A 22998-nucleotide genomic window follows, 5' to 3' on the forward strand; every position below is an offset into this window, starting at 1 on the left:
GGACGCCTTGAAGTTGACGTCCGCGAAATCGAAGAATTCTCGCGCCAGCATCGATGAGGAGTTCGACCGGCACCCGATCAGGAGAACGAATGATTACGCTTTCGTGGACCCGTCAGGTCAACACCGCAGGAGAGACCGGCAAGCCGGCCACCACCCGGGGCCAGCTCTGGCGGGTGCTGCTCCACAAGGCGGAGCACCCGGTCGGCTACGTCCCGGCCATCACCTCGTGCCGGATCCTGGAGCGCTACGGCGACGGGTTCCTGCGCGAGGCCACGCGCGGTGACCGGACGCTCGTCCAGCGCGTCACCCCGGACGAGACGTCGGGGCGGATCACCTTCCGGCACACGGACGCGTCCGACCTGCACACCATCACCAACCAGATCGGTGAGGACGCCCACGGAAACCTCACCCTGACGCTCAGCATCACCCTCACCGACGCGCCGTCGGAGGCCGTGCTCGGCCAGAACTCCTATCTGCGGGAACTCGACACCGACTTCGCCGCGACGCTCGACGCGATGACCGCCGTGCTGCGGCGCAACGCGGTCAGCGCGTCCGACGCGCTGCGGCACTGAAGCCCTGAGGTGAGAACGGAATGCGCGACAACTCCCGTGACGCCGGGTACCCCCGGCGTCGCTTTCTCGCCGGTACCGCCGCCGCCGGAGCGACGGCGGCGGTAATCGGCACGGTGGGCACCCTTCCGGGGGCCCCGCCGGCCACGGCCACCGGCGCGGCGGAGGGCGCCGGCGAGGCAGTGGTCCCGGCGTTCGGCCCCGTCACCGTCAAGCCCTCGGACCGGCGCTACCCGGACCTGGTCTGGGGCACCAACCGGCGCTGGGTGGGCACCCCCGACAGCGTGCGGCTCGTCGGCACCGCCGATCACGTGGTCGCCGCCGTCCAGGAGGCCGTCGACAGCGGCAGGCAACTCGCCGTGCGCAGTGGCGGCCACTGCTACGAGGACTTCGTGACCGGTGACGGCGTACGGCTCGTCATCGACATGTCCGCCATGGACGAGGTGGGTTACGACCCGGGCCGGCGGGCATTCTTCATCGAGCCCGGCGCCCGGCTCGGCGACGCCTACCGGGTGCTCTACAAGGGCTGGGGCGTGACCATACCCGGCGGCACCTGCCCCACCGTGGGGGCGGGCGGCCACATCGTGGGCGGCGGCTACGGCGCGCTGGCCCGTCTGCACGGACTGGTGGTCGACCACCTGTACGGCGTGGAGGCCGTGGTCGTCGACCGCGACGGCAAGGCACGTAAGGTCGTCGCCACCCGCGAGGAGACCGACCCCAACCGCGACCTGCTGTGGGCGCACACCGGGGCGGGCGGGGGCACCCTCGCGGTCGTCACCAAGTACTTGATGCGCTCGCCGGGCGCCTCCGGCGCGGACCCCGCGAAACTGCTTCCCCAGCCGCCCTCCGAGCTGCACGTCTCCACCGTCACCTGGTCGTGGGACCGGATGACCGAGGCGGCCTTCACCACGATCCTGCGCAACTTCGGCCAGTGGTGCGAGCGGAACAGCGCCCCCGGCTCGCCCTACGCGAGCCTCTTCAGCCAGCTGAAGCCCGCCCACCGGTCGGCCGGCTCGTTCTCCATGACCACCCAGATCGACGCCGGGGCGCCGAACTCCGCCAAGCTCCTCGACGACTTCCTCGCGGCCGTCAACAAGGACTCCGGCGTGGACTACCGCGTCGACGACCGGCGCACGATCGCCTGGCTGCACGCGACCACGTACTGGCCGGGCTTCACGGCACCCGACCCGACCACCCGCTTCAAGGCCAAGTCGGCCTATATGCGCAAGGGCTTCCCCGAGGCGCAGCTCAAGGCCTTCTACAAGCACCTGTCCCGCACCGACTTCCAGGGCCCCATGTCCGTCGTGATGATCAGCACCTACGGGGGGAGGATCAACACCGTGGCGCCCGCCGCCACCGTCGTGCCGCAGCGCGACTCCGTCCTGAAGCTGCACTACATCACCTTCTGGCAGAACGCGGCCGACGACGCCCGGCACCTCTCCTGGATCCGGGAGTTCTACCAGGACGTCTACGCCGCGACCGGCGGCGTGCCCGCGCCGGGCGACGTCACCGACGGCTGCTTCGTCAACTACGCGGACGTCGACCTGAATTCGCCCCAGTGGAACGGCTCCGGGGTGCCCTGGCACGAGCTGTACTTCAAGGGCAACTACCGCAAGCTCCAGACGGTCAAGGCGCAGTGGGACCCGAAGAACGTCTTCCGGCACGCGCAGGCCATACGGCTTCCCGGCTGAGGCGGGGGCGTGCGCACGGCCGCCGCGGGGGCCGCGCGCACGTACCACCCGCGTCTTCCCGCGTCGCTCTCCCGCACCACCACCCGAGCACCACCACCCGAAACCGGAAAAGAGAGGCCCCCATGTCCTCCGGTACCGCACCGGCTCCGGGCGCCGCACGCGCCGGACGCGGCTTCGCCCTGCTGGGCGCCGTGCAGGTCGTGCTGATCCTGGCCATCACGATGCTGTCCCCGGCGCTGCCGGCCATCCAGCGCGACCTCGGCCTGTCCGGCGCCCAGCTGACGCTCGTCAGCGCCGCGTACGGGCTGTCCTTCAGCGGTCTGCTGATGCTCGGCGGCCGGCTCGCGGACCTGCTGGGCCGCCGCCGGTCGCTGGTCGCCGGCGCGGCCGTCTTCGGGCTCGCCTCGGCCGCCGCGGGGCTCGCGCCCGGCTTCGCCGCGCTGCTCGGCGGCCGCTTCCTCCAGGGCGTCGGCGCGGCGCTCGCCGCCCCGGCGGCGATGTCCCTGGTCCGCTCGCTCTACCCGGAGGAGGGCCGGCACGCGCGGGCGCTCGCCGTGTGGGGCGGGCTGGCCGGCTTCGGCGCCACCTCGGGCATGCTGCTGTCCGGGACGGTCTCGACGTGGGTGTCGTGGCGCTGGTCCTTCGTGGTGCCGGTCGGCGTCTCGCTCGTCGCCGTGCTCGCCGCCCGCCGGCTGCTGCCCACCGGGCCCGCCCCGGCGCGAGTGCGGCTCGACGTCCCCGGCGCCGTCCTGGTGACCGCGGGCCTGACCGTCATGAGCTACGGGCTGGTCGAGGCGGGCGAGCGGCCCTGGGGCGCCACGGTGGTGTGGCTGCCGGTGCTCGCCGGGCTGGTGCTGCTCGCGGCGTTCGTCGCCGTCGAGCTGCGGGTGTCCGACCCGCTGGTGCCGATGGGGTTCCTGCTGCGGCGGCGCCGGGGCACGGCCCTGTGGGCGACGTTCATCGGCGCGGCGGGCATGTCCACGATCTTCTTCCTGCTGTCGCTCTACTTCCAGGAGGTGCGGGACGTCTCGCCCCTGCTGACCTCGGCGGCGTTCCTGCCCTTCAGCGCCGCGCAGCTGGCCACGGGTCTGTTCGCGGGACGGCTCATCGCCCGCTTCGGCGGCCGGGCCGTCACCTCGGGCGGGCTGCTGCTCGCCGCGGCCGGGCTGCTGCTCATCGGCAGGCTCGACGCCGGCAGCGCCTACCTGGGCACGCTGCTGATCGGTCTGATCCTCTTCCCCGTCGGAATCGCCTGTGTCTTCTCCGGCTCGACCGTCGTCGCCCTGGACGGCGTCGAGGACGAGCGGGCCGGCCTGGCCGGCGGCGTCGTCAACACCGCCATGGAGATCGGCCCGACGGTCGGCCTGGCCGTCCTCGTCTCCCTGGCCACCAACCGCACGACGGCCCTGCGGGACGGCGGTACGGGCCTGGCGGAGGCGACGAGCGGGGGCTACGGGTTCGCGCTGACGGTCGCGGCGGCGGCGTTCGCGGTGAGCGCGGTGGTGGCGGCGGTGGTGCTGCGGCGGCGGCCGCCGGAGGGGGCGGTCGGTGCGGACGCTGACGGCCGTACGGGAGCTGACGGCCGTACGACCGGTACGGGCCGTTCGGATCAGCCGGACCGTTCGGATCAGCCGGACCGTTCGGATCAGCCGGGCCGGCCGGATCCGGCGTCGGCCCCGCTCACCTCGGCGGGCACGTAGCCGACGGCCCGTTCACCCACAGGCGCACGCACGGCTCACCTCTGTCCCTTCCTGCTCCTTCCTTCCTTCACGCACACGCTCACTCGTACTAAGGAGAAACCCGACATGACTGCTCGCTTCACCGGGAAGGTCGCCCTGGTCACGGGCGGCGGATCCAACATCGGCCGGCAGACCGCGCTGACCTTCGCCCGTGGCGGGGCCACGGTCGTCGTCGCCGGCCCCGTCCTGGAGGACCTGAACGGGACCGTCAAGCTCATCGAGGAGGAGGGCGGCACCGCCTCCGCCGTCGTCACCGACGTCACCCGCTCCGCCGACGTGGCGCGGATGGTGGAGACGACCGTGGAGCGCCACGGCGGCCTGCACATCGCCTTCAACAACGCCGGCATCGTCGGCCGCCCCGGGCCCAGTTCGGAGCTGGACGACGACGTCTGGGCCGCGGTCTTCGCGGTCAACACCACCGGTGTGTGGCTGTCGATGAAGCACGAGGTCGAGTACATGCGGGCGCACGGCGGCGGCGTCATCGTGAACTCCGCGTCCAACATCGGCTTCCACGGCCGCAAGCCGGGCATGGGCGCCTACGCGGCCTCCAAGGGCGCGGTGTCCATCCTCACGCGCACGGCCGCCCGCGAGTACATCGCCGAGGGCGTCCGCATCAACGCCGTGAGCCCCGGCGGCACCAACACCCCCATGTCTTTCCGGCCGGGCGAGACGGTCGAGGACCGTGACGCGCGGGTGCGGGCGGCCGTGCCGATCGGGCGGGTCGGGGAGACGCGGGAGATCGCGGACGCGGTGTGCTGGCTGGCTTCGGACGAGGCGAGCTTCGTGGTGGGGCACGACCTGGTGGTGGACGGGGGTGCGACCGCCTGAGGCGGCGGGTGGGGCCTTGTCCCCACCCCGCCCCTTCCCGAATGTCCTCAAGCGCCGGACGGGCTGAAAATCAGCCCGTCCGGCGCTTGAGGACCGGGGTCCGGGGCGGAGCCCCGCCACGCGGCGGAGCCGCACATCGGATGCTTCGGGAAGGGGCGGGGCTGGGGAACAAGCCCGCCGCAGGCGCACCCCGCCCCCGCCGTACGACGGACGCCCCGGTCGCCGGGTGGGACGCGCCCACCCGGCGACCGGGGCACTCGCCACTCCCCTCAGACCCCCAGAGCCGCACCCCCGTCCACCGTCAGATCGTGCATCGTGATGTGCGACGCGTGGTCCGACAGCAGGAACACCACGGCCTGCGCGACGTTCTCCGGACGGGCCAGCTTCCGCAGGGGTATCCCCACGCGGTACGAGCTCGCGACGCCCTCGATCGACGCCTTCCGGGCGCTCTCCCCGTCCTGCCACATGTTGCTGAGCATCGGCGTCTCCGTGGAGCCGGGCGCCACCAGGTTGCAGCGGATCCCGTGCTTGGCGACCTCCAGGCCCATGCACTTGGTGAACATCGTCGCCGCCGCCTTCGAGGCCGCGTACGCCGCCATCTCCACGCGGGCGGTGCCGGCCGCGTTCGAGGCGACGGTGACGACCGCGCCCCGGCCGCGCGGGACCATGCGGTTGACGACGGCGCGCGAGACGAAGAAGACGCCGCTGGTGTTCACCGCGAAGGTGAACGACCAGTCGGCGTCCGTCAGCCGCCGGGCCTCCGAGAGCCGGAGCACACCGGCCGCGTTGACCAGGTAGTCCACCGGCCCGAGCCGCCGTTCGACCGCGTCGACGAACGCCTCCACGTCGGGGCTGGACGTGACGTCCCCGGGGAACGCCTCCACCTGGAAGCCGTCCGCCGTGAGCTTGGCGACCGTGGCCCGCAGCCGGGTCTCGTCCTTGTCGACCGCCGCGACGGTGACGCCCCGCTCGCCCAGGGTCCGGACGACCGCTTCTCCTATTCCACCCGCCGCCCCGGTGACGAGAGCGACTTTTCCTTCCATCTCACAAACCTCCATACCCGGCGTGCACGGCCGAATAGCGACGGGACTTCATACACGTCCACAAATCAGTCTCGGGAAAACCGGATGGCGTGTGAAGCGAGGAATTCTCACTCCGTCAGGTGGTGTGTGCCTCGGACGCGGGGAGGCAGGCGCCGACGGCAGGCGGCAGCGGGCGCATGACTGCCGCAGCCAGCCGTTTCACCCCGTTCTGACCCTGTTCAGGACCCCTGCGCATAGATGAAACGCCCTATCGTGCAGCGGAAAAGAGCCATCTCCGGCTGAAATTCCGGGCCACGACCGGACACGATGTGGGGGCGCCGCGCAATTCAATTGTCCCGACCCTTGTCAGGAGGCCGGACCATGTCCGACCGCTCCCCAGGCCGTTCCTCTTCCGCGTCGTCGCGCGGCGCGGCGCGGAAGATTCTCGTCATCGTCGCGATCGTGCAGTTCGTGATCGGCGGCTGGTTCTCGTGGACGGCCTCCCGGGCCGCGCCGCGCGAGCTGCCGGTGGTCGTCGCGGCGGACGTCCGCGACGTCGCCGGTGCGCTGCGGGCCGCGGCCCCCGGCGCGTACCGCGTCGAGGAGGTGCCCGACGCGGCGGCGGCCGACGCGGCGCTGCGGCACCGTAAGGCGTACGGCGCCTTCGTGCCCGGCACCCGGGAGGGCGCGCCGGAGCTGCGCCTCGCGTCCGCCGCCTCGCCCGCCGCGGCCGACGCGCTGGCCCGGCAGGCCCGCGAACTGCCCGGCGTGCGGCTGTCGGGCGTCGTGGACGTCGTCCCCGCGGACGCGGACGACCCGCACGGCGCCGGTGCGGCGATGGGCTTCCTGCCGCTGCTGATCACCGCGGTGATCGCGGGACTGCTGCTGGTACTCAAGGTGCGCGACATGGGCGCGCGGCTGCTCGGCGTCGTGGGATTCGCGGTGCTCTCGGGCCTGCTGAGTTCCTTGATGCTCACTCGGCTGAGCGGTGTGCTGCCGGGCGGCTGGGCGGTCACGGCCGGGGTCGTGGCGCTGCTGGAGCTGGCGATGGTGGCCGTCATCACGGGACTCGGTTCGCTGGTGGGGCCGCCCGGGGTGGCCGTGGGCGCGGTGCTGATGTTCGTGGTGGGGAATCCGCTGTCGGGGATGGGGTCGGCGCCGGAGATGCTGCCGGGGGTGCTGGGGTCGGTGGGCCAGTACTTGCCGCCGGGGGCGGGGGCTTCGCTGCTGCGGTCGGTGGGGGCGTTCGGTGGGGCGGGCGCTTCGGGGCCGGTGCTGGTGCTGGTGGGGTGGGTGGTTGTGGGGCTGGGGGCGTTGGCGCTGGCGGCACGGCGGGGTGCCGGGCGGGGTGCGGGTGCGGGCGCCGGTGGGGGTGCGGGTGCGGGTGCCGCTGCGCGGGGCCTTGTTCCCCACCCCGCCCCTTCCCGAACCGGGGCTCCGCCCCGGACCCCGGTCCTCAAGCGCCGGACGGGCTGAGTGGTTGCCGGAACCGGGCGAAATCCAGCCCGGCCGGCGCTTGAGGCCACCGCGCGGTAGCGCGGAACAGGGGGCCGGGGGCTTGCCCCCGGTTACGGGAAGGGGCGGGTAGGGGACAAAGCCCCGCGCAGCGGCAACCCGCCCGCAACGCACCCGCACCTCACCCCACCCCGCACCTCACCCCACCCCGCACCTCACCTCACCCCGTCCCCCAACATCCCGCTCACCGCGATCAAATACCCCAGCTGCGCCCGGCTCCCGCTCCCCAACTCCGCGGAAAGACGCGCCACCCTCCCCGCCACCGTCCGCCGGCTGATCCCCAGCCGCCGCGCGATCGCCTCGTCCGTGTGCCCGGCCACCAGCAGGCGGGCCGTCGCGCGCCGGAGGTCGTCGGCCACGGCCGGTTCCGGGGCCCGGGAGGTGTCCGGGGCCACCGGGGTCGCCCGTTCCCACGCGTCGTCGAAGACCTGGGCGAGGAAGGCGACCAGATCGGGCTGGCGGATCTCCAGGGCGGAGGTCCGCCCGTCGTCGCCCGCGGCCCCGGGGACGTACGCCACCGTCCGGTCGACGACCACGAGGCGGTCGATGACATGGCCCAGTGTGCGGACCTCGGCGCCCGCCCCGGCCAGTTCCCCGATGTGCCGCAGCGTCGCCGAGTGCGAGCGCGCCGCGTGTTGGAACAGCGCCCGGTGGCGGACGCCTCCCCGGAGGTGGTCGAGGCCGTCGAGGTCGTACGCCAGGCGCCGGCCGCCCGGCTGTACGGTCATCAGCTCGGTCCGGCAGGAGCGGACGGCGTGCGCGAGGGTCGAGCCGATGACCCGCTCCCCGTGGATCTCGGTGGCCCAGCCCTGGTGTTCGCGCTTCGCGACCGTGTAGATCGCGTGGACGGGCGAGAAGCTGTCCGTGAGCGCCCGTACGTCCCCGCGCTGCCGCTCCAGCCGCTCCTCGATGGGCCGGACGAGGCCGGCCAGCGCGACGTCGGGCGCGACGGGGACCAGGACGCCGGAATCGTCCGGCGGTGTCACCAGCAACCCCAGACGCAGCAGGCACTCGGGTACGTCCTCCTTGGACGTACAGCCCTTGACCACGGCCTGCCGATAGCGCGTCAGGCCCTCGGCACAGAGGGCTCCTTCCGCTCCGTGCACCCCGTGCCCGTGCACCCCGTGCACCCCGTCCGCACCGTGACCCTCATGCCCCACGTGATCGTGCATGAGGCCATTATGTGTCTTTGAATGAAAGCCCCCAAGTGGGTGGATAGGGCTGCTTGCCAGGCGTAGACCGTATTGCGCCTTGGAACCGCAAGGCTGTCCGCCTTCGGTGTTACGGTCACCGTCGCGATTCGACACGATCGCCACGAGCGAGCAGCAAGGACGGGGGTCCGCGTGGCACGCGCACGCGAACTGGGGCGCAAGAAGGAGCGGGGTGGTGGGCCGCAAGGCGAGATATTCCTCGTCAAATCGGCCGCCGTCCTCATAGGGCTCTGCGTCAGCTGGCATCTGGCCGTCTGGGCGACCGCGGACGGACTCGCGTTCTCCGACGTCCGCGCGACCGTCACCGCCGTCGCCCTGCACCACCCCCTCGACCGCCTCGGCGACGACGTCGAGGCGGCCTCCACGGGCGTCACCGTCGCGGCCTGGCTCACGATCTTCCTCGCGCCGCTGCTGGCCGCCGTCCTCGGCGTGCGCGCGCGCAGGAAGCGGGCCGAGGGCGCCGGCGGCGAGGGCCTGGCCTCCGCCGTCGAGGCCCGCGCGGCCCTCGGCGAGGACCGCGCCCGCCGCGCCGCCGCCCAGACGCGCGCCACGACCTTCCAGGGCGCCGACGGCCGCTACGACCCCAAGGCCGCCGCCCGCGCCGAACTGAGCGAGGTCGGCTGGCTGCTGGGCCGGCAGCTCGGCAGCGGGCAGCCGCTGGTCGCCACCCCGGAGGACTCGGTGGCGGTCATCGCCCCGTCCGGCGGCGGCAAGTCCCGCAACGTCGTCATCCCCGCCTGCCTGGACGCGCCCGGCCCGCTCGTCGTCACCTCCACCCGGGCCGACGTCCTCGACGTCATCGCCGGGCCCCGCTCACGGATGGGCCGGGTGTGGGTCTTCGATCCGCTGGACACCGTCGGCTGGCCCGAGCGGATGGTCTGGGACCCGGTCGCCGGCTGCCAGGAGGGCGAGACGGCGACGTCCCGGGCGCTGTCCTTCTCCGTCGGCATGGGCGCGGACGACAGCTCGTCCAGTAACGGCAGCTTCTTCCAGCAGACCGCGTCGTCCGCGCTCACCCGGCTGCTGCACGCGGCAGCCCTCGAAGGCAAGACCATCGAGCACGTGATGCGCTGGGCCACCAACCTGGAGAAGGCCAGCGAGCCGCGGGCCATCCTCACCGACCACCCCAACGCCGAGCCCGGCTGGGACGTCCTGCTGCGCTCGGTGTCCACCGGCGCCGACGAGACCGTGGCCTCCACCCGGCAGACCCTCGCCGCGCAGATCGAACCGCTCGCCCTGCGCAAGGTGCTGCGCTGCGTCACCCCGCAGGAGGGTGTGCCCACCTTCGAGCCCGACCGCTTCGTCGCCTCCCGCGACACGCTCGTCCTCATCAGCGACTCCAACGCCTCGACCAATGTGTCGCCGCTGACGACGATGCTCCTGGGCGAGGTGGTGGACGCCGCGAAGCGGCGGGCGCCGAGGCTGCCCTCGGGCCGGCTGGACCCCTTCCTCCGGCTCGTCCTCGACGAGGTCGCGAACGTCGCGCCGCTGCCCAAGCTGCCCTCGCTGGCCTCCGACGCCCGCGGCTACGGCATCCACATCGTCTACGCGCTCCAGTCCCTGGCCCAGGCCGTCCTGCGGTGGGGGCAGCACGAGGCCGACACGCTCCTCGACAACGCGGCGGCCACCCTGGTGATGGGCGGCCTCAAGGACGTCGAGGCGCTGCGCCGCTTCTCGGAGCTGGTCGGCGAGGCCGAGCTCACCGAGCTCTCCACCTCCCGGGACACCGGCCGGCTCTTCGGGCACGGCACCTCCGAGGTCGAGCGCGAGCGCCGGATCCTGCGCCCGGAGGAGATCCGCCAGCTGCCGCACGGCCAGGCCCTGCTGCTCTTCCGCGGGGCGCCCGGCGTCATCGCCGAGCTGCTGCCCTGGGACCGGCGGCGGGACGGGCAGGCGCTACGGGCGGGCGAGCACGCGACACGGGCCGCGCGCATCGGGCCCCCGCCGCTGGAGACGGTGTGAACGGTACGAACGGTGTGAGCAGGGACGACGAAGGGCCTACGGGAATGACGGCGGGCGGCTACGCACCGGACGGCTACGCGCAGAACGGGCACGTACCGGGCGGGCACGTACCGGACGGGCACGCGCAGGACGCTCACGCGCAGAGCGGGCACACACCGGACGGCGAGCTCGCGCGGATGCGCGCGGAGATCGAGGGCCTGCGCTCCTGGCGGGCCGAACTGGAGGACCTCGTCAAGCGCTTCGCCCAGGGCGTCAAGCGCGACCAAGGCGAGGTCGAGGAGATCCTCTCCGAGATCCTGGGCCGGCTGGACGCCGTGGAGGCGGGCCCGGCGGGCCGGGCCGCCCCGGTCGTCCCGGCGGGAAGCGCCGCCGGGCCCGGCGGCCCCGCCCACCTGCCCTGGTCCCTGCGCGCCTCCGAGGCCGAGTGGCGGGAGCTGGCCGACTGGCTGGACTGGCTGGGCCGGCACTACGCGCCCCAGCTGCACCTGCGCATCTGGCCCTGCTGGCCGGCGCACGGCGGTGTCGTCGAGGAACTGGCCGCGCTGCACGCCGCCTGGCGGGCCGCCCAGGAGGCGGACGCCGATCCGGCGCGGGCGGGCAGCGAGCTCGCCTACTGGCACCAGATGTGGCTGTGGCCGACGGTCGAGCGGATCCGTCAGCACTACATGTTCAGCGAGTGCGAGACCGAGCACGCGGCGGACCGCCCGGGCCGCCCCACGGACCCGGCCGCCCTGGAGGCGCGCGTCGCCGAGGCCGCGGCCGAGCGGCGCCGGCAGGAGAACGAGCGCTACGCGTTCTTCGCCGAGGTGCCGGAGGGCTTCACGGCCGAGCGCCCCGACGGGCTGTGGCGCCGGGCCGGCGACGACTGGGAGTACCTCTCCCTGCTGGACTGGGCGTGGCACCCCGCGGACGCGGAACTGCCCCCGCCGCCGGAGGAGACCCTGCGGGAGATCCCCGCCGAGCGCGCCGACGCGCTGGCCGCGGACCGGCAGGGCTGGGTGACGTACTGGGCGCGCCACGCGGACGAGAACGACTGGCGGGCGGGCGAGGGCCCGACCACCGTCGTCCGGCGCCGCCGCAGCCCGGAGCGGCTGTACGACGAGGCGTACGGCGTGCGCGACGGCTGGGCGCCGACCGCGTCCGTCTACGCGTTCCTCGACGCGCGGCCGTCGAACCCGCCGCACCTCGTCGAGATCGATGTCCAGGAGGCCGAGCGGCTGCTGCGGAGCCTGCGCGGAGTGACGGGAGCCACCGAGCTGTGAGTGCCGGAGAGAACACGGGTCCCGTCGCGTGGCGGGACGACACCGAGCCGCGCTTCGCGCTGACCGCCGAGGAGAACGGCGTCGTCACCGCCCGCTGGGAGGCGGCCCGCGCGGCGCGGGAACAGCTGGACGCCCTGGTGCGGTCCCTTCTGGACGCGCTCGCCGGTTCGCACGGCGCCGTCTGGGAGGGAAAGCAGTACCGGCTGAAGGGGCTGCGGGCATTCCGCCGCGAGGCCGCCGCGGAACTCCTTGAGGGCGTTCCACTGGAAAAGGTCGTGGCGAAGGTCAACGACCTCAACCGGTACACCCTGACCTTCGACCCGGCGCACTACACGGAGGGCGTGCGGCAGACGTACGCGCTGCTGCACGCCCGGGGGCAGGTCATCGTCGTCGGTTCCGAGCGCAACAGCTGGGAGGACCCGGTGTACAAGGCCTTCCACGCCTCCTGGCAACAGCCCGACGGCCAGGTGAAGTTCGAGATCCAGTTCCATACGCCGGAGAGTTTCCGGGCCAAGTCGGAGAATCACCTGCTTTACGATCTGTACCGCTCGCGGCACACCCGGCCCTCGCTCGCCGGGGAACGCAATGCGACGAAGGCGCACGAGCTGGCGGCCCAGGCGGTGCAGAGCGGCCGGCACGGCCGTACTCCGGCAAAGGAGAGTTACTGATGAGTGACCCGTACGAGTACTTCGTGAAGGCCGCCCCGCCCTATACCGAAGAGCGCCCCTCCAGCCTTTGGCGGCGTCTCGCCGGGCGGTGGGAGTACCTTTCGCTGCTCGACTGGGAATGGCACGCCCTCTCCGCGGACGGTGTCACGGCCCCGCCCGCCGCCGAGGTCCTGTTCCCGGTGCCGGCCGAGCGCGCGGCGGCCCTGGAGGCCGACCGGCAGATCTGGACGCGCTACTGGGCGTTCTACTTCGACGAGGCCGAGTGGCGGGACGGCGAGGAGCCGACGACCGTGGTCCGCCGCCGCCGCAGCCCCGAGCGCATCTACGACGAAACGTTCATGCGTACCAATGAGTGGCAGCCGGACAGCGCCGTCTACGAGTTCTTCCACCCGCGCGGCTCGAACCCGCCGCACCTGGTCGAGATCGGCGTGGACGAGGCCGAGCGGCTGCTCCAGGAGATCCGCGGTGTGACGGGGGCGACCGAGCTGTGAGCGGGGCGACGGGGGGCTGGCAGGGCGACGCGGCCAAGTCGGAGGACCATCTCCGGCTGACGGCGGACGAGAACCGCCTGGTCACGCAGCGCTGGGAGGCCGCGCGGGAGGCGCGCGGCCGGCTCGACGGCATCATGGCCGGCGTCCAGGAGCGCTCGGCGGTCTCGCACGGCGGCAAGCTGGAAGGGCTCGAACACTCCCTCAAGGGGCTCGACTCCTTCCGCCGTAAGGTCGCGGTCGCCGTCGGCCGAGGCAAGGACGCCGAGAAGGTCTGCGACAAGGTCGACGATCTCAACCGCTACACCCTGACCTTCGAGGCCGAGGGCTACACCGAGGGCGTCCAGCGGACGTACGCCCAGCTCCGCGAGCGCGGTTACGAGCCCACGTCCGAGACCAACACCTGGGAGGACCCGGTCTACAAGGGCGTCAACACGTCCTGGCGGCATCCGGAGACCCGGGAGAAGTTCGAGCTCCAGTTCCACACGCCGGAGAGCTTCAAGGCGAAGTCCGACAATCACGAGCTGTACGAACTCGCCCGTTCCGGGACCTTCGAGAAATTCAATACGGCGCGGAAGCCGACGCAGAGCGAGGCATATCAGGAAGCCTCGGATCTGCTCCAGAACGAGCGGTACGCGGATGTCCGTATCCCGCCGCGCGTGACGGAACTGCGCGAACGCAAGGTCCGTGCCACGCTGAATCCGGCGGTCGACCCCGAAATCGTGCGGGAGGTCCGGCAAATGGAGTCGGATCTCCGGGAACGGCACGCGGCGGCGGCGGCCGGTCCGGCCCCGGTTCCGGCCCCCGCCCCGGCGCCGGACCGAAATCAGGAGCGGGCGCGCGCGAACGGTCTCGGCGGCGATCTGGGGGAATCCCTCCGGAGCGAAGGGCCGGGGCTGCGGGAGCGATTGGCGGCGAAGGCCGCGGAGGCTCCGGCGTACCAGCGGAAATCTCCCGCGACGCCCGCGCCGGATCCGCTGCCGGCCCAATCCCGTGGCCGAGGTCCCTCGCTGAAGTAGGCCCCGAACCGCCCGCATTGTCGTGAATTCATAGGTGATCTTGGTTGCCGCTTCTCGATCGCACCGGAACAGTTCGGCTACAAATCAAGGCGTTTGACGATCAGTATTGATCGAAGTACTGTCACGGCCATTCGGCCTTGTACGGGGGAAGGGTCACCAGGGTTGAGCACGTTCAAGACGGTCATGCGGCGGATTCTCAATCTGCCGGAGCCGCGGAGCGACAAGGGCACGACGACGCCGCTCCCCGACGACGCGCCACCGCCGCAGCCCGTCCCCGCCCCGGCCCCCGCCGCGCCCCCGGCCCCCGCCGCCCTCCAGCAGTGGACGGACGCGGCCGCGCGGCTCCAGGCGCACACCCCGGAACCGGCCCGTCCCACGGCGGAGCCGGCCCCGGCGGCCGGCGCCGCCCCGGGCGCCCCGTCAGGCCGGGCCACGGGCGAGGGGACGCCCCCGTGGCAGATCGAGGACGAGAAGAGCGGCGCCAAGTTCGCGGTCAAGGTGGGCCGCGGCGTGCTCTGGGGCGTCGTGGCGCTCGCCGCCATCACCGGCGTCCGGTCCTGGATCTGGACGCCCGAGCCGGCGAAGACGACGCCCGTCACCGTCGACAGCGCACCCGACTACCCGGTCCAGGAGGCCCAGGCCGTGGCGGCCCGCTTCGCCCGCTCCTACCTCGCCTGGGACGAGGCCGACCCGCAGGCACGCTCCCTGGCCCTGGCCCGGGACCTGCCGAAGGGCGCCGACACGACGCGGGGCTGGAACTCCAAGGGCCGCCAGGAGGTCCTCGCGGCCCAGCCCGGCACCGTGTCCCTGCTCGCGGACAAGCGCGCCCGCGTCCGGGTCGACGTCCTGGTGAAGTCCGACACCCTCACCGGGGACCGGCCGGACGACGCCAAGAAGGACGACCAGAAGAAGGACGACGCCAAGAAGGACGACAAGGCCAAGGACGACAAGGCGAAGAAGGACGACAAGGACAAGAAGGAGACCAGGACGGTCCCCGTGTGGATGGGCCTGGAGGTCCCCGTCGTCCAGACCGCCGGCCACGTCGTCGTCACCGGCCAGCCCGGCATCGTCGGCGTGCCCACCGAGGGCCCGGCCGCGCCGCAGCCTTCCGCCAAGAGCACCGACCTGGAGTTCGCCGACAAGACGCGGGCCACGGCCGAGGAGTTCTTCACCAAGTACGCCGCCGGCGAGCCCGGCTCGGTCGCCGCGCCGGGCGTCTCCATCCCGGCGCTGCCGCACGGCATGACGCTGGGGGCGCTGCGCACCTGGACGGTCGAGGACGGCTCCGGCACGGACCGCACCGGCACGGCCGTGGTCACCTGGCAGGTCGGCGGCGCCGAACTGGAGCAGACCTACCGGGTCAAGCTGACCCGGGTTTCCTCGGCCAAGGCCGAGCGCTGGCAGGTCGCGGAGGTCCACGGGGGACTGGCGCCCTGAGGCGTCGGGCGGTCCCGCCCGAACCCACCGTCCGGAGTCCGCGGGCCCGCCCGCATGTATTTCACAACTAGGGGAAACTGATGGAAATCGCCCTGAGCAGCGGCGCCGAACTCAAGTCATGGGTGTTCCTGATCGCCGGGAACATCTTTCTCATCATCCTGGCGGTCAGGGCCATCGGGCACTACGCGAAGCGTGAATGGGGCGAGCTGCTCGGTCACTTCCTCGCGGGCGTCGTCGTCGCGGGCTTCGTCTTCGCGCCGGACGAGTCCAAGGACATGCTCATAGCCGTGTGGAAAAAAGTGGCGGGGGAATGAGGGTCGGCCACACCTTCACCCGCCACTTCGACCTGGAGACCCGGCAGCACGAGCTGTTCGGCATGGACCTGGGCGAAGGCCCTTCCCGGCGGGTCCTGGTGACCGGCGCGGCGCTCTACACGGTGTGGGTGGGCGGGCTGCTGCTGATCCTCGGCGTGCCGACCCAGCTGCTCTTCACCTTCTACTTCGCGCCGCCCGCGCTGATCACCTACTACGGCGCCCAGCGCTCGCGGCGTAACGAACGGCGCTGGAACCTCACCCGCTGGGCCCTGGTGATCCGCTATCTGACGGTCGGCCACCGCCCGATCGTCAACGGCGGGCGGCGGGCCGCCGACCGCAGCGAGTGGCTGCCCCTGCGGGCCCGACTGGGCGAGCGGTCGGAGACCTTCCTGGACCTGCCCGGCATGGGCGTCTTCGAGGGCGCCCTCGGCGGCGAGGAGCCGAAGCCCACCGCCGGCCGCCCGGCGAAGCTGGACTCCCGCCCCCGGCTCTACGGGCCCGATTACGTCTACCGCGCCCGGATGCGCACCCGGTCCGGCCGCCGGGCCGAGGCACCCCCGGCCGGCGCCGACGCCAAGAAAGGCACCCGATGAAGATCGCCAAGGGCATCGCCAAATTCCTCGGTGTCAGCGGGGACCGCTCCGCGCCGCCGCCGCGCTACGTCGCCCTCGCCGACGGCCTGATCATCACGGAGACCCACGCCGAGGCGTGGTTCGTGCTGGCCGGCTCCAACACCGACCTGATGTCGGAGAGCGCCCGGGACTCCGAGCACGACCAGGCGAGCAGCGCCCTGGCCCGTACCCTGGCCGGCTACGACTGCCACCTCAAGGTGCTGTGGTCGCCGCTGAACGCGGAGGAGTACCGCACCGAGGCGGAGACCCTCTTCTCGGCGGGCGACTACGCGTCCTGGGCGGCCCTGCGCGTGGACCGGCTCGACGAGCTGGAGCTGCCCAGCCGGCTGCTGCTGCTCGGCGTGCGGATCTCGGAGCGCTCCAACCAGGCACAGGCCCGTGGCCGCCGCGGTGTGCAGGAAGCCCTCGGCATCGGTTCGACCTCGGTCTCCCAGAAGGAGCTCGCCCGCCTCGACGCCCTGACCCGCAGGCTCGGCCGGCAGCTGGAGACCACCCCCTGGAAGGCCCAGCCGGCCGCCGTGGAGATGCTGGCCTGGATGATCGCCCGCGAGCAGCGGCGCGGCGCGGCGCTGCCCTCCCCGAACGCCGAGGGCATGATCACCGGCGCCCGGCTGGCCCACCTCACCCGGGGCCGGGTGCTGCCCTACCCCGACCACCTCCGCCTCGTCGACCAGCGCGGTGAGACCACCGGCTGGACCGCCGTCCTCACCATGGACGGCTTCCCCGAGGAGATGGAGTCGCCCGGCGCCGGCGAATGGCTGCGCGCGGTCGCCGAGATCACGTACGTACCCGACTACGTGGACGACGAGAACGACGCGGACATCCAGATCAAGCCGGTCAATCCCGAGCCGTCCGTCCGCTTCAAGGTCCTCCACAAGCGTGACGCGCTCAAGCAGATCGACGAGGTCCGCCGGCTGGCGAAGGAGCAGCGGCAGAGCGCCGCCAAGCACTCCGCCGGGGAGACCGCGCAGGAGATCGAGGAGACCGAGGAGACGATGACGTCCCTCTCGCGCGACATGAAGCGCGAGGACGTCACGCTCATGGAGGACCACCCGCGCCTGGTGGTCAGCAGCGATGTCTCGCTGGACGACCTGCGCAGCCGCTGCGACGCCGTCATCGGCTACTACGGCGGCCTCGGCATCGAGGTCAGCGTGGCCGCCGAGGAGCAGCGCGAGCTGTGGCTGGAGTCCCAGCCCGGTGACATGCTGCGCGTGCCCGACCTGGTGCACACCCGCACGGTCGGCGCGTTCGCCGGCTCCTGGTTCTGGGGCGGCGCGGCCGTCGGCGACGACACGGGCCCGGTCATCGGCTACCTCACCGGCTCCACGCCCGGCGTCGTGCGCAACGACCTGACCGGCGGCTCGGAGCGCGGCGACGCGACGACGACCGCCTTCATCGGGCGCAGCGGCCGCGGCAAGACGACGGCGATGATGCTGTCGCTCCTGGACTCCGCCTTCCGCGGCTCCTTCGTGCTCGCCCTGGACTTCAAGGGCGATATGGGCGGCCTGGTGTCGGCGGGCCGGCGGTACGGGCTCAACGCCCATCTGATCGAGACGGGCGCCCAGTTCGCGGGCGTCGCCGACCTCTTCGCCCTGCTCAGCGGCGAGAGCGCGGAGCGCGCGCAGACGGAGGTGCCGGCCCAGCTGGGCATCGCCCTGCCGCAGCACCTGCGGATGCGCGGCGCGGAGACGCCGATCCAGAGCGCGGTCAACGAGGTCATCGCCGAGGGCGACCCGGCCACCTGGAAGGTCATCGAGCACCTCCGGCGGTCGGAGGACGAGCTCACCCGTGAGGCGGGCGACGCGCTGTACGAGCTGTCGCTGACGGGTCTCGGCGCGCCCTTCATGGGCCGGCCGCGGGGCGGTTCGCTGCTCACGCCGTCCCCGGGCATATGGGTCGTCCAGGTCCCGGGCATCACCCTGCCGTCGCCGGACGACGACCGCGACGACTGGTCGGTGCACCAGCGGCTGTCGGTCGCGCTCGTCCACTCGCTGCTCGCGTACGGCATCAGCATGGCGGGCCGGAAGGACCTGCGGGGCCTGCGGAAGGTCGTCGCGGTGCCCGAGGTGCACGTCCTCACGGCGACCCGCGAGGGCAGCTCGTTCCTCCAGTACATCGCGCGCGTCGGCCGCGCGCTGCACACCGCCCTGGTCGTCGACACCCAGGACCCGGAGTCGCTCGCGAGCCTGACGGGTCTGGTGGAGCAGATGACGACCGTCTTCGGCTTCCAGCTGACGACGGCCGAGCAGCAGGACGCGATGGCGGCCCTGCTGGACCTGCCCCGGGGCCCGCACACCAGGCAGCTGATCCAGGCGATCGGCGTCGATGTGACGCAGGAGATCCGGCACGGTCACTGCATCATGCGCGACCGCCGGTTCAGCAGCGCGACCGTGCAGTTCGACGTGCCCTCGGTGGAGCTGCTGCACCTGCTGAGCACAACGCCGAAGACCGGGGAACCCGCCGCGGGGCCCCCGGCCGCGGCGGCCGGGGCCGAGGTCCCGGCATGAGGCTTCCCCGGTTCCGGAACCTGGCGATCCCGGTCGTCGGCGCGCTCACCACCGTGATGGTGACGGCGTCCGCCGCCGCCGCCGACGACAAGGACGCGTTCAGTCCGGCGGGCATCGGCAACATGCTGCCGGTCCCCGAGTCCACCTACTCCGGGACGGGGACGCTGTACGAGCAGTACGGCGATCCGAACCTCTGGCGGCTGGACAGCGAGCTGGGCTGGAAGGACATCGCCGACAGCATGCTCAACGGCATCGCTGTCATCTTCATGGGCCTGACCGTGGTGCTCGGTCTGGCCGCGATCGTCGTCATCCAGTGGTCCTTCAAGTTCACCAAGATCGACAAGCTGGGCGAGTCCATAGCGAACGCCGTCTCCGGTGCCTCGGAGGCGGTGGTGGCGACCCTGCTGCCCACGGCGCTGGCCGTGGGCGTCCTGGTGGCCTGGATCAATCACCGCAAGGCCAACGGATCGGCCTTGAACCAACTCGGCTGGGTCCTCGCCTCAGGGGTCCTGGCGGCGTCGTTGCTGACCACACCCAAGGCATGGGTCGACGGCATCGAGTCGGCCCGCACCATCGGCAGCACGGTGGCCATGGAGGCGACGAGCGCGGCGCTGGGCGAGGGCGGCAAGGAGCCGATCGACGTCGGGCAGGCGAACTACAAGGGCAACAGCACCCAGGACTCGGTGCTGCGCAAGTCCTCCGACGCGATCTGGCGCTCGTACGTCGCCACCCCCTGGTGCATCGCCGAGTTCGGCAGCCTGGACGCCTGCAAGGAGTTCGGCACGGACCTGCTGAAGCAGGGCACCGACTCCAAGGCGCGCAAGGACTGGCTGAGCAAGAACGTCGACGGCAAGCCCGAGAACGGCGGCGAGGCCACGCTGCGCTGGCGCCAGGGGCACACGCCCGAGGGCCGCATCATGGTCGCGATCCCCGCGTTCATCTGCGTGGCCCTCTTCGCCGCCCTGGCCGTCGCCCTGGCCTTCGCCTCCCTGGCCTCGCTGATCGGCGCGTTCATGCTGCTGATCGCCGGAGTCGTCTTCGCCTGTCTGTGGGTGATCCCCGGCAGGCCCCGGCAGTGGGGCGTGCGCTGGTTCGACACCCTCCTGGGATTCACCCTCCAGTCGCTGGTCAGCACGATGGTGCTGGGCTGTGTGCTGATCATGAACACGGTGAGCGTCCGGCTGCTCGACGACTTCGGGTGGTTCGCGGCCGCCGGCCTGAGCATCACCAGCGCCCTGGTGGCCTTCAAGTTCCGCACCATCATGGAAAGCATCGTCGGCGTGACCGGCGCCGTGGGCGGCGGGGCCGGCGCGGCCGGGCTGTTCGCCGCGCGCGGTGCGGGCCGGGTCGCACGGGCCCTGGGCAAGGGCGCGGGCTCCCTCACCAAGGAGCGTCAGCCGAAGCCCCGTCACTGGGAGCCGAACGGCACCCTCGGCAACGCGGGCAAGGACGGCGGTTCCGGTGTCACGCTGTCGCGGCTGCCGAAGCGCCCGCTGCCCCTGCCCACCCGGCAGGGCGGCGCGGGACCGGTGGGCGAGGTCGTCGCGGCGGCCGCCAAGGCCGAGCTCGGGGCGGGCGGCAAGCGGCCCGACGTGCCGCCGACGGCCACCCTCAGCCGGGTGCGTCCGGAGGGCGTGCCCGGTGCCCTGCCCGCCCGCCGGACGGCCGAGCTGGGCAGTCTGCGGCCACGCCCGGCGCTGTCCGCCGGGAGCGGCGGCGGGACCGCCGGGACCGCCGGGACGGCCGCCGGGCCCAAGGCGGCGGCGGTCAAGGCCAAGGCGGCCGTCAAGGCGAAGGCAGCCGGTAAGGCGGCCGACAAGGCGTCTGACAAGGCGGCCAAGGACGCGGCGAAGCAGGCCGCCAAGCAGCCCGCGGGCCGTCCCTCGGCCGCCCTGCGGCCCGAGAAGGGCTCCGGCGCGAGCTACGCGTTCCGCCAGGGCCCGCGGCCGGGCTCCGCACCGCGCGTCATCCGGGGCGAGGTCGTCAGGAGCAGTACGGAACCGCGGCCCGCTCAGAAGAAACGTTCCGCTGAACGCGGCTCGCCCGTGACCGGGCGCCGGCGCGAGGAGGAGCGGTGACGAAGAAGGCGAACCAGGGGCAGCGGCCGGGCACCCCGGCCGAATGGCGGGAGCTCCTCAAGAACGGCTACGAGTACCCGGAGGAGATCGAGGCGCTCGGCAAGCGCCGGGTGCGCCGTCGCGTCCGCAAGGCGTACCGGCAGGAGCAGCGCGAGGAGGCCCGGCGTCACCTGGCGGAGGAGCGCCGCCGCGAGCCGGTGACGCCCGGCGGCGCGATCGTGGTGATCGTCGGCATCCTGGCGCTCGGCGCGGCGGTCTCCCACTGGTGGCCGGACCGGGGCGGCGCCCCGGCGACCGTGGTCCGCGCGGGCTCCGGCGACCGCACGGAGGAGCCCGGCGCCGCGGGCACCCCGTCCGCGCCCCCCACGCCCTCGGCACCGGCCTCGCCGGCGCCGGTGGCCGACCTCAGCACGCCCGAGCGGACGGCCGAGGGGTGGGCCCGCGCGTACCTCACGCGCAACCCGCCCGTCGACAAGAAGCACTCGGCCTCGGTCGGGCGCGCCGCCCCCTGGATGACGGAGTCACTGACCGAGAACCTGACGCGGTTCGAGGACCAGGCGTGGGGGCGGCTGGTCTCCAACGGCGGCGTCTCCACGGTGAAGCGGGTCTCCGTCGCCGCCTCCGACGACGAGCGGACGCGGCTCCAGGCCGACACCCCGGCGCGGGTGTGGCGCAAGGTCACCGTGGAGGTCGACGTCGCCGGTTACACGAAGTACAGCGAGAACACGGTCCTCCAGGCCGAGATCGTGCGCAGCGGCGGCTCCTGGCGCGTGAGCAAGGTCCTGGGGGTCTGAACCGGTGGATTCACGTCAGGTCATGGCCCTGGCGGCGGGTGCCGCGCGCCGGGGCCTGGCCCTCAAGGTCGGCCTGCCGCTGGTGGCGGCGCTCATGGCCTTCCTCATCCTGGTGGGCATGATGGCCGGCTTCGGCGGCGGGAGCGCCTCCGCGGCCGGCTGCGAGCAGCCCGGCCTGCCCGCGGACGACGGGGAGTACGGCGACGGGCGGTCCGGCGGGGACGAGACGGGCGGTGCGGGCAAGGAACTCCGGGCGAGGCAGGTCGCCCATGCCAAGATCATCGACGAGGTGGCCAAGGAGGGGAAGCTGCCGGGGCGGGCGACGCTGATCGCGCTGATGACCGGTCTCGCGGAGTCGCAGCTGGAGAACCTCAAGGGCGGCGACCGGGACTCGGTCGGCATCTTCCAGCAGCGCCCCTCGACGGGCTGGGGCACCCCGGCGCAGATCAACGACATCAAGTACTCGACCCGTATGTTCCTGTTCGGCGGCGACAGCGGCGACCCTCCCGGCCTGACCGACATCGCCTGGGAGAACCTGTCGCTGAACGACGCCGCCCAGAAGGTGCAGCGGTCCGGCTTCCCCAACGCCTACGGACCGAAGGAGACCCAGGCCCGCAGCATCGCCCGGGAAGCCGGCATCGACCTGGAACGGGCCGGCGAGAACCACCCCGCGCAGCCGGGCAGGAACGGCTCCAACGGCGGTGGCGGCGACCGTAAGGACGACGGCAAGGGGGACAAGGACCCCGACGAGCCGCAGGACTGCGAGCAGCGGGGCTCAGGGGAGCCGGGCAAGCCGGGGGAGCCCTTCCACGACGGCAACGCGGGCTGGCCGAACGGGGTCAAGAACCCGCTCTCGACCGCCGACGCGATCCGTAAGGCGCGCGCGGAGGCCGACAGCCACCGGTCGCAGTGGTACCAGAAGTGCCTGGCCTTCACCTCGATCATGTACGGCTGGAGCTTCTCCGGCACGAACTACGCCATCGACCACTACCAGGTGGAGATGCCGAAGGACATGCGGCACGACGGCGACCGTAACCCGCCCCCCGGCGCCCTGATGTTCTGGGACACCGGACACCGGGCCGGGCACGTCGCGATCTACCTCGGCGACGGCAAGATCGCGTCCAACGACATCGTGACGCCGGGCGAGATCTCGGTCGTCCCGGCCACCGACATCGAGACCAAATGGCGAGCGAAGTACCTGGGCTGGTCACCCCCCTACTACCCCAAGGGGGGCTGATCCGGGTCATCATTGCCGGGGACCG

The 22998-nt window shown here is 72.7% G+C and carries 19 protein-coding genes; 17 read left to right on the forward strand and 2 right to left on the reverse strand.

Annotated features, from left to right (window positions below; genetic code table 11):
• The first annotated feature begins 89 nt into the window (after positions 1 to 89).
• The 4 genes from LUZ64_RS12280 (at position 90) to LUZ64_RS12295 (ending at position 4827) form a co-directional block, all read left to right on the forward strand.
• A complete protein-coding gene (locus LUZ64_RS12280) occupies positions 90 to 572 on the forward strand; it encodes an SRPBCC family protein (RefSeq protein ID WP_170116634.1) in 483 nt (160 codons plus the stop codon).
• Between the two features lie 20 nt (positions 573 to 592).
• The gene (locus LUZ64_RS12285) at positions 593 to 2260 is read left to right on the forward strand and encodes an FAD-binding oxidoreductase (RefSeq protein WP_095578606.1); all 1668 of its coding nucleotides are present in this window, start codon (positions 593 to 595) and stop codon (positions 2258 to 2260) included.
• A 122-nt stretch (positions 2261 to 2382) separates the two neighbouring features.
• On the forward strand, positions 2383 to 3960 hold the full coding sequence (locus LUZ64_RS12290; RefSeq protein ID WP_095578605.1) for an MFS transporter: 1578 nt from the start codon (positions 2383 to 2385) through the stop codon (positions 3958 to 3960).
• A gap of 105 nt (positions 3961 to 4065) precedes the next feature.
• Positions 4066 to 4827, forward strand: a complete 762-nt coding sequence (locus LUZ64_RS12295; protein WP_095578604.1) for an SDR family NAD(P)-dependent oxidoreductase — start codon at positions 4066 to 4068, stop codon at positions 4825 to 4827.
• Positions 4828 to 5096: 269 nt separating this feature from the next.
• On the opposite strand, the gene LUZ64_RS12300 is transcribed toward LUZ64_RS12295, so the two are convergent.
• Positions 5097 to 5870, reverse strand: a complete 774-nt coding sequence (locus LUZ64_RS12300) for a 2,3-dihydro-2,3-dihydroxybenzoate dehydrogenase (RefSeq protein ID WP_095579068.1) — start codon at positions 5868 to 5870, stop codon at positions 5097 to 5099.
• A gap of 360 nt (positions 5871 to 6230) precedes the next feature.
• On the opposite strand from LUZ64_RS12300, the gene LUZ64_RS12305 reads away from it, so the two are divergent.
• Complete coding sequence (locus LUZ64_RS12305) at positions 6231 to 7325, forward strand: ABC transporter permease (protein WP_232389890.1); 1095 nt, start codon at positions 6231 to 6233, stop codon at positions 7323 to 7325.
• 194 nt (positions 7326 to 7519) lie between these two features.
• Here the strand turns inward: LUZ64_RS12305 and LUZ64_RS12310 are convergent, their stop codons facing one another.
• Positions 7520 to 8536: a helix-turn-helix domain-containing protein gene (locus LUZ64_RS12310; RefSeq protein WP_143593476.1), complete on the reverse strand. Its 1017-nt coding sequence runs from the start codon at positions 8534 to 8536 to the stop codon at positions 7520 to 7522.
• 171 nt (positions 8537 to 8707) lie between these two features.
• Between LUZ64_RS12310 and LUZ64_RS12315 the strand changes: the two genes are divergently transcribed.
• From LUZ64_RS12315 to LUZ64_RS12370, 12 genes are all read left to right on the forward strand, one after another.
• Entirely contained in the window at positions 8708 to 10537 is a 1830-nt protein-coding gene (locus LUZ64_RS12315) for a type IV secretory system conjugative DNA transfer family protein (protein ID WP_143593475.1), read from the forward strand.
• Positions 10534 to 11799 (forward strand): hypothetical protein, encoded by a 1266-nt coding sequence (locus LUZ64_RS12320; RefSeq protein ID WP_143593474.1) that lies wholly within the window; start codon positions 10534 to 10536, stop codon positions 11797 to 11799. The genes LUZ64_RS12315 and LUZ64_RS12320 overlap by 4 nt, the downstream gene beginning before the upstream one ends.
• Positions 11796 to 12467 (forward strand): hypothetical protein, encoded by a 672-nt coding sequence (locus LUZ64_RS12325; RefSeq protein WP_095585208.1) that lies wholly within the window; start codon positions 11796 to 11798, stop codon positions 12465 to 12467. Before LUZ64_RS12320 ends, LUZ64_RS12325 begins: the two co-directional genes overlap by 4 nt.
• Entirely contained in the window at positions 12467 to 12958 is a 492-nt protein-coding gene (locus LUZ64_RS12330; protein WP_095585207.1) for a hypothetical protein, read from the forward strand. Before LUZ64_RS12325 ends, LUZ64_RS12330 begins: the two co-directional genes overlap by 1 nt.
• Positions 12955 to 13974, forward strand: a complete 1020-nt coding sequence (locus tag LUZ64_RS12335) for a hypothetical protein (protein ID WP_095585206.1) — start codon at positions 12955 to 12957, stop codon at positions 13972 to 13974. The genes LUZ64_RS12330 and LUZ64_RS12335 overlap by 4 nt, the downstream gene beginning before the upstream one ends.
• A 162-nt stretch (positions 13975 to 14136) precedes the next feature.
• Complete coding sequence (locus LUZ64_RS12340) at positions 14137 to 15411, forward strand: conjugal transfer protein (RefSeq protein WP_232389889.1); 1275 nt, start codon at positions 14137 to 14139, stop codon at positions 15409 to 15411.
• Positions 15412 to 15491: 80 nt separating this feature from the next.
• The gene (locus LUZ64_RS12345; RefSeq protein WP_087927350.1) at positions 15492 to 15725 is read left to right on the forward strand and encodes a hypothetical protein; all 234 of its coding nucleotides are present in this window, start codon (positions 15492 to 15494) and stop codon (positions 15723 to 15725) included.
• Positions 15722 to 16318 (forward strand): hypothetical protein, encoded by a 597-nt coding sequence (locus LUZ64_RS12350; RefSeq protein ID WP_095582514.1) that lies wholly within the window; start codon positions 15722 to 15724, stop codon positions 16316 to 16318. The genes LUZ64_RS12345 and LUZ64_RS12350 overlap by 4 nt, the downstream gene beginning before the upstream one ends.
• On the forward strand, positions 16315 to 18864 hold the full coding sequence (locus LUZ64_RS12355) for an ATP-binding protein (protein WP_095582513.1): 2550 nt from the start codon (positions 16315 to 16317) through the stop codon (positions 18862 to 18864). The genes LUZ64_RS12350 and LUZ64_RS12355 overlap by 4 nt, the downstream gene beginning before the upstream one ends.
• Entirely contained in the window at positions 18861 to 20942 is a 2082-nt protein-coding gene (locus LUZ64_RS12360) for a hypothetical protein (protein ID WP_095582512.1), read from the forward strand. The genes LUZ64_RS12355 and LUZ64_RS12360 overlap by 4 nt, the downstream gene beginning before the upstream one ends.
• The gene (locus LUZ64_RS12365) at positions 20939 to 21736 is read left to right on the forward strand and encodes a hypothetical protein (RefSeq protein WP_095582511.1); all 798 of its coding nucleotides are present in this window, start codon (positions 20939 to 20941) and stop codon (positions 21734 to 21736) included. Before LUZ64_RS12360 ends, LUZ64_RS12365 begins: the two co-directional genes overlap by 4 nt.
• Before the next feature lie 4 nt (positions 21737 to 21740).
• Positions 21741 to 22973: a C40 family peptidase gene (locus LUZ64_RS12370; protein WP_232389888.1), complete on the forward strand. Its 1233-nt coding sequence runs from the start codon at positions 21741 to 21743 to the stop codon at positions 22971 to 22973.
• Positions 22974 to 22998 lie beyond the last annotated feature (25 nt).

It is taken from the genome of Streptomyces albireticuli (assembly GCF_021228125.1).
Lineage (GTDB): Bacteria > Actinomycetota > Actinomycetes > Streptomycetales > Streptomycetaceae > Streptomyces > Streptomyces albireticuli.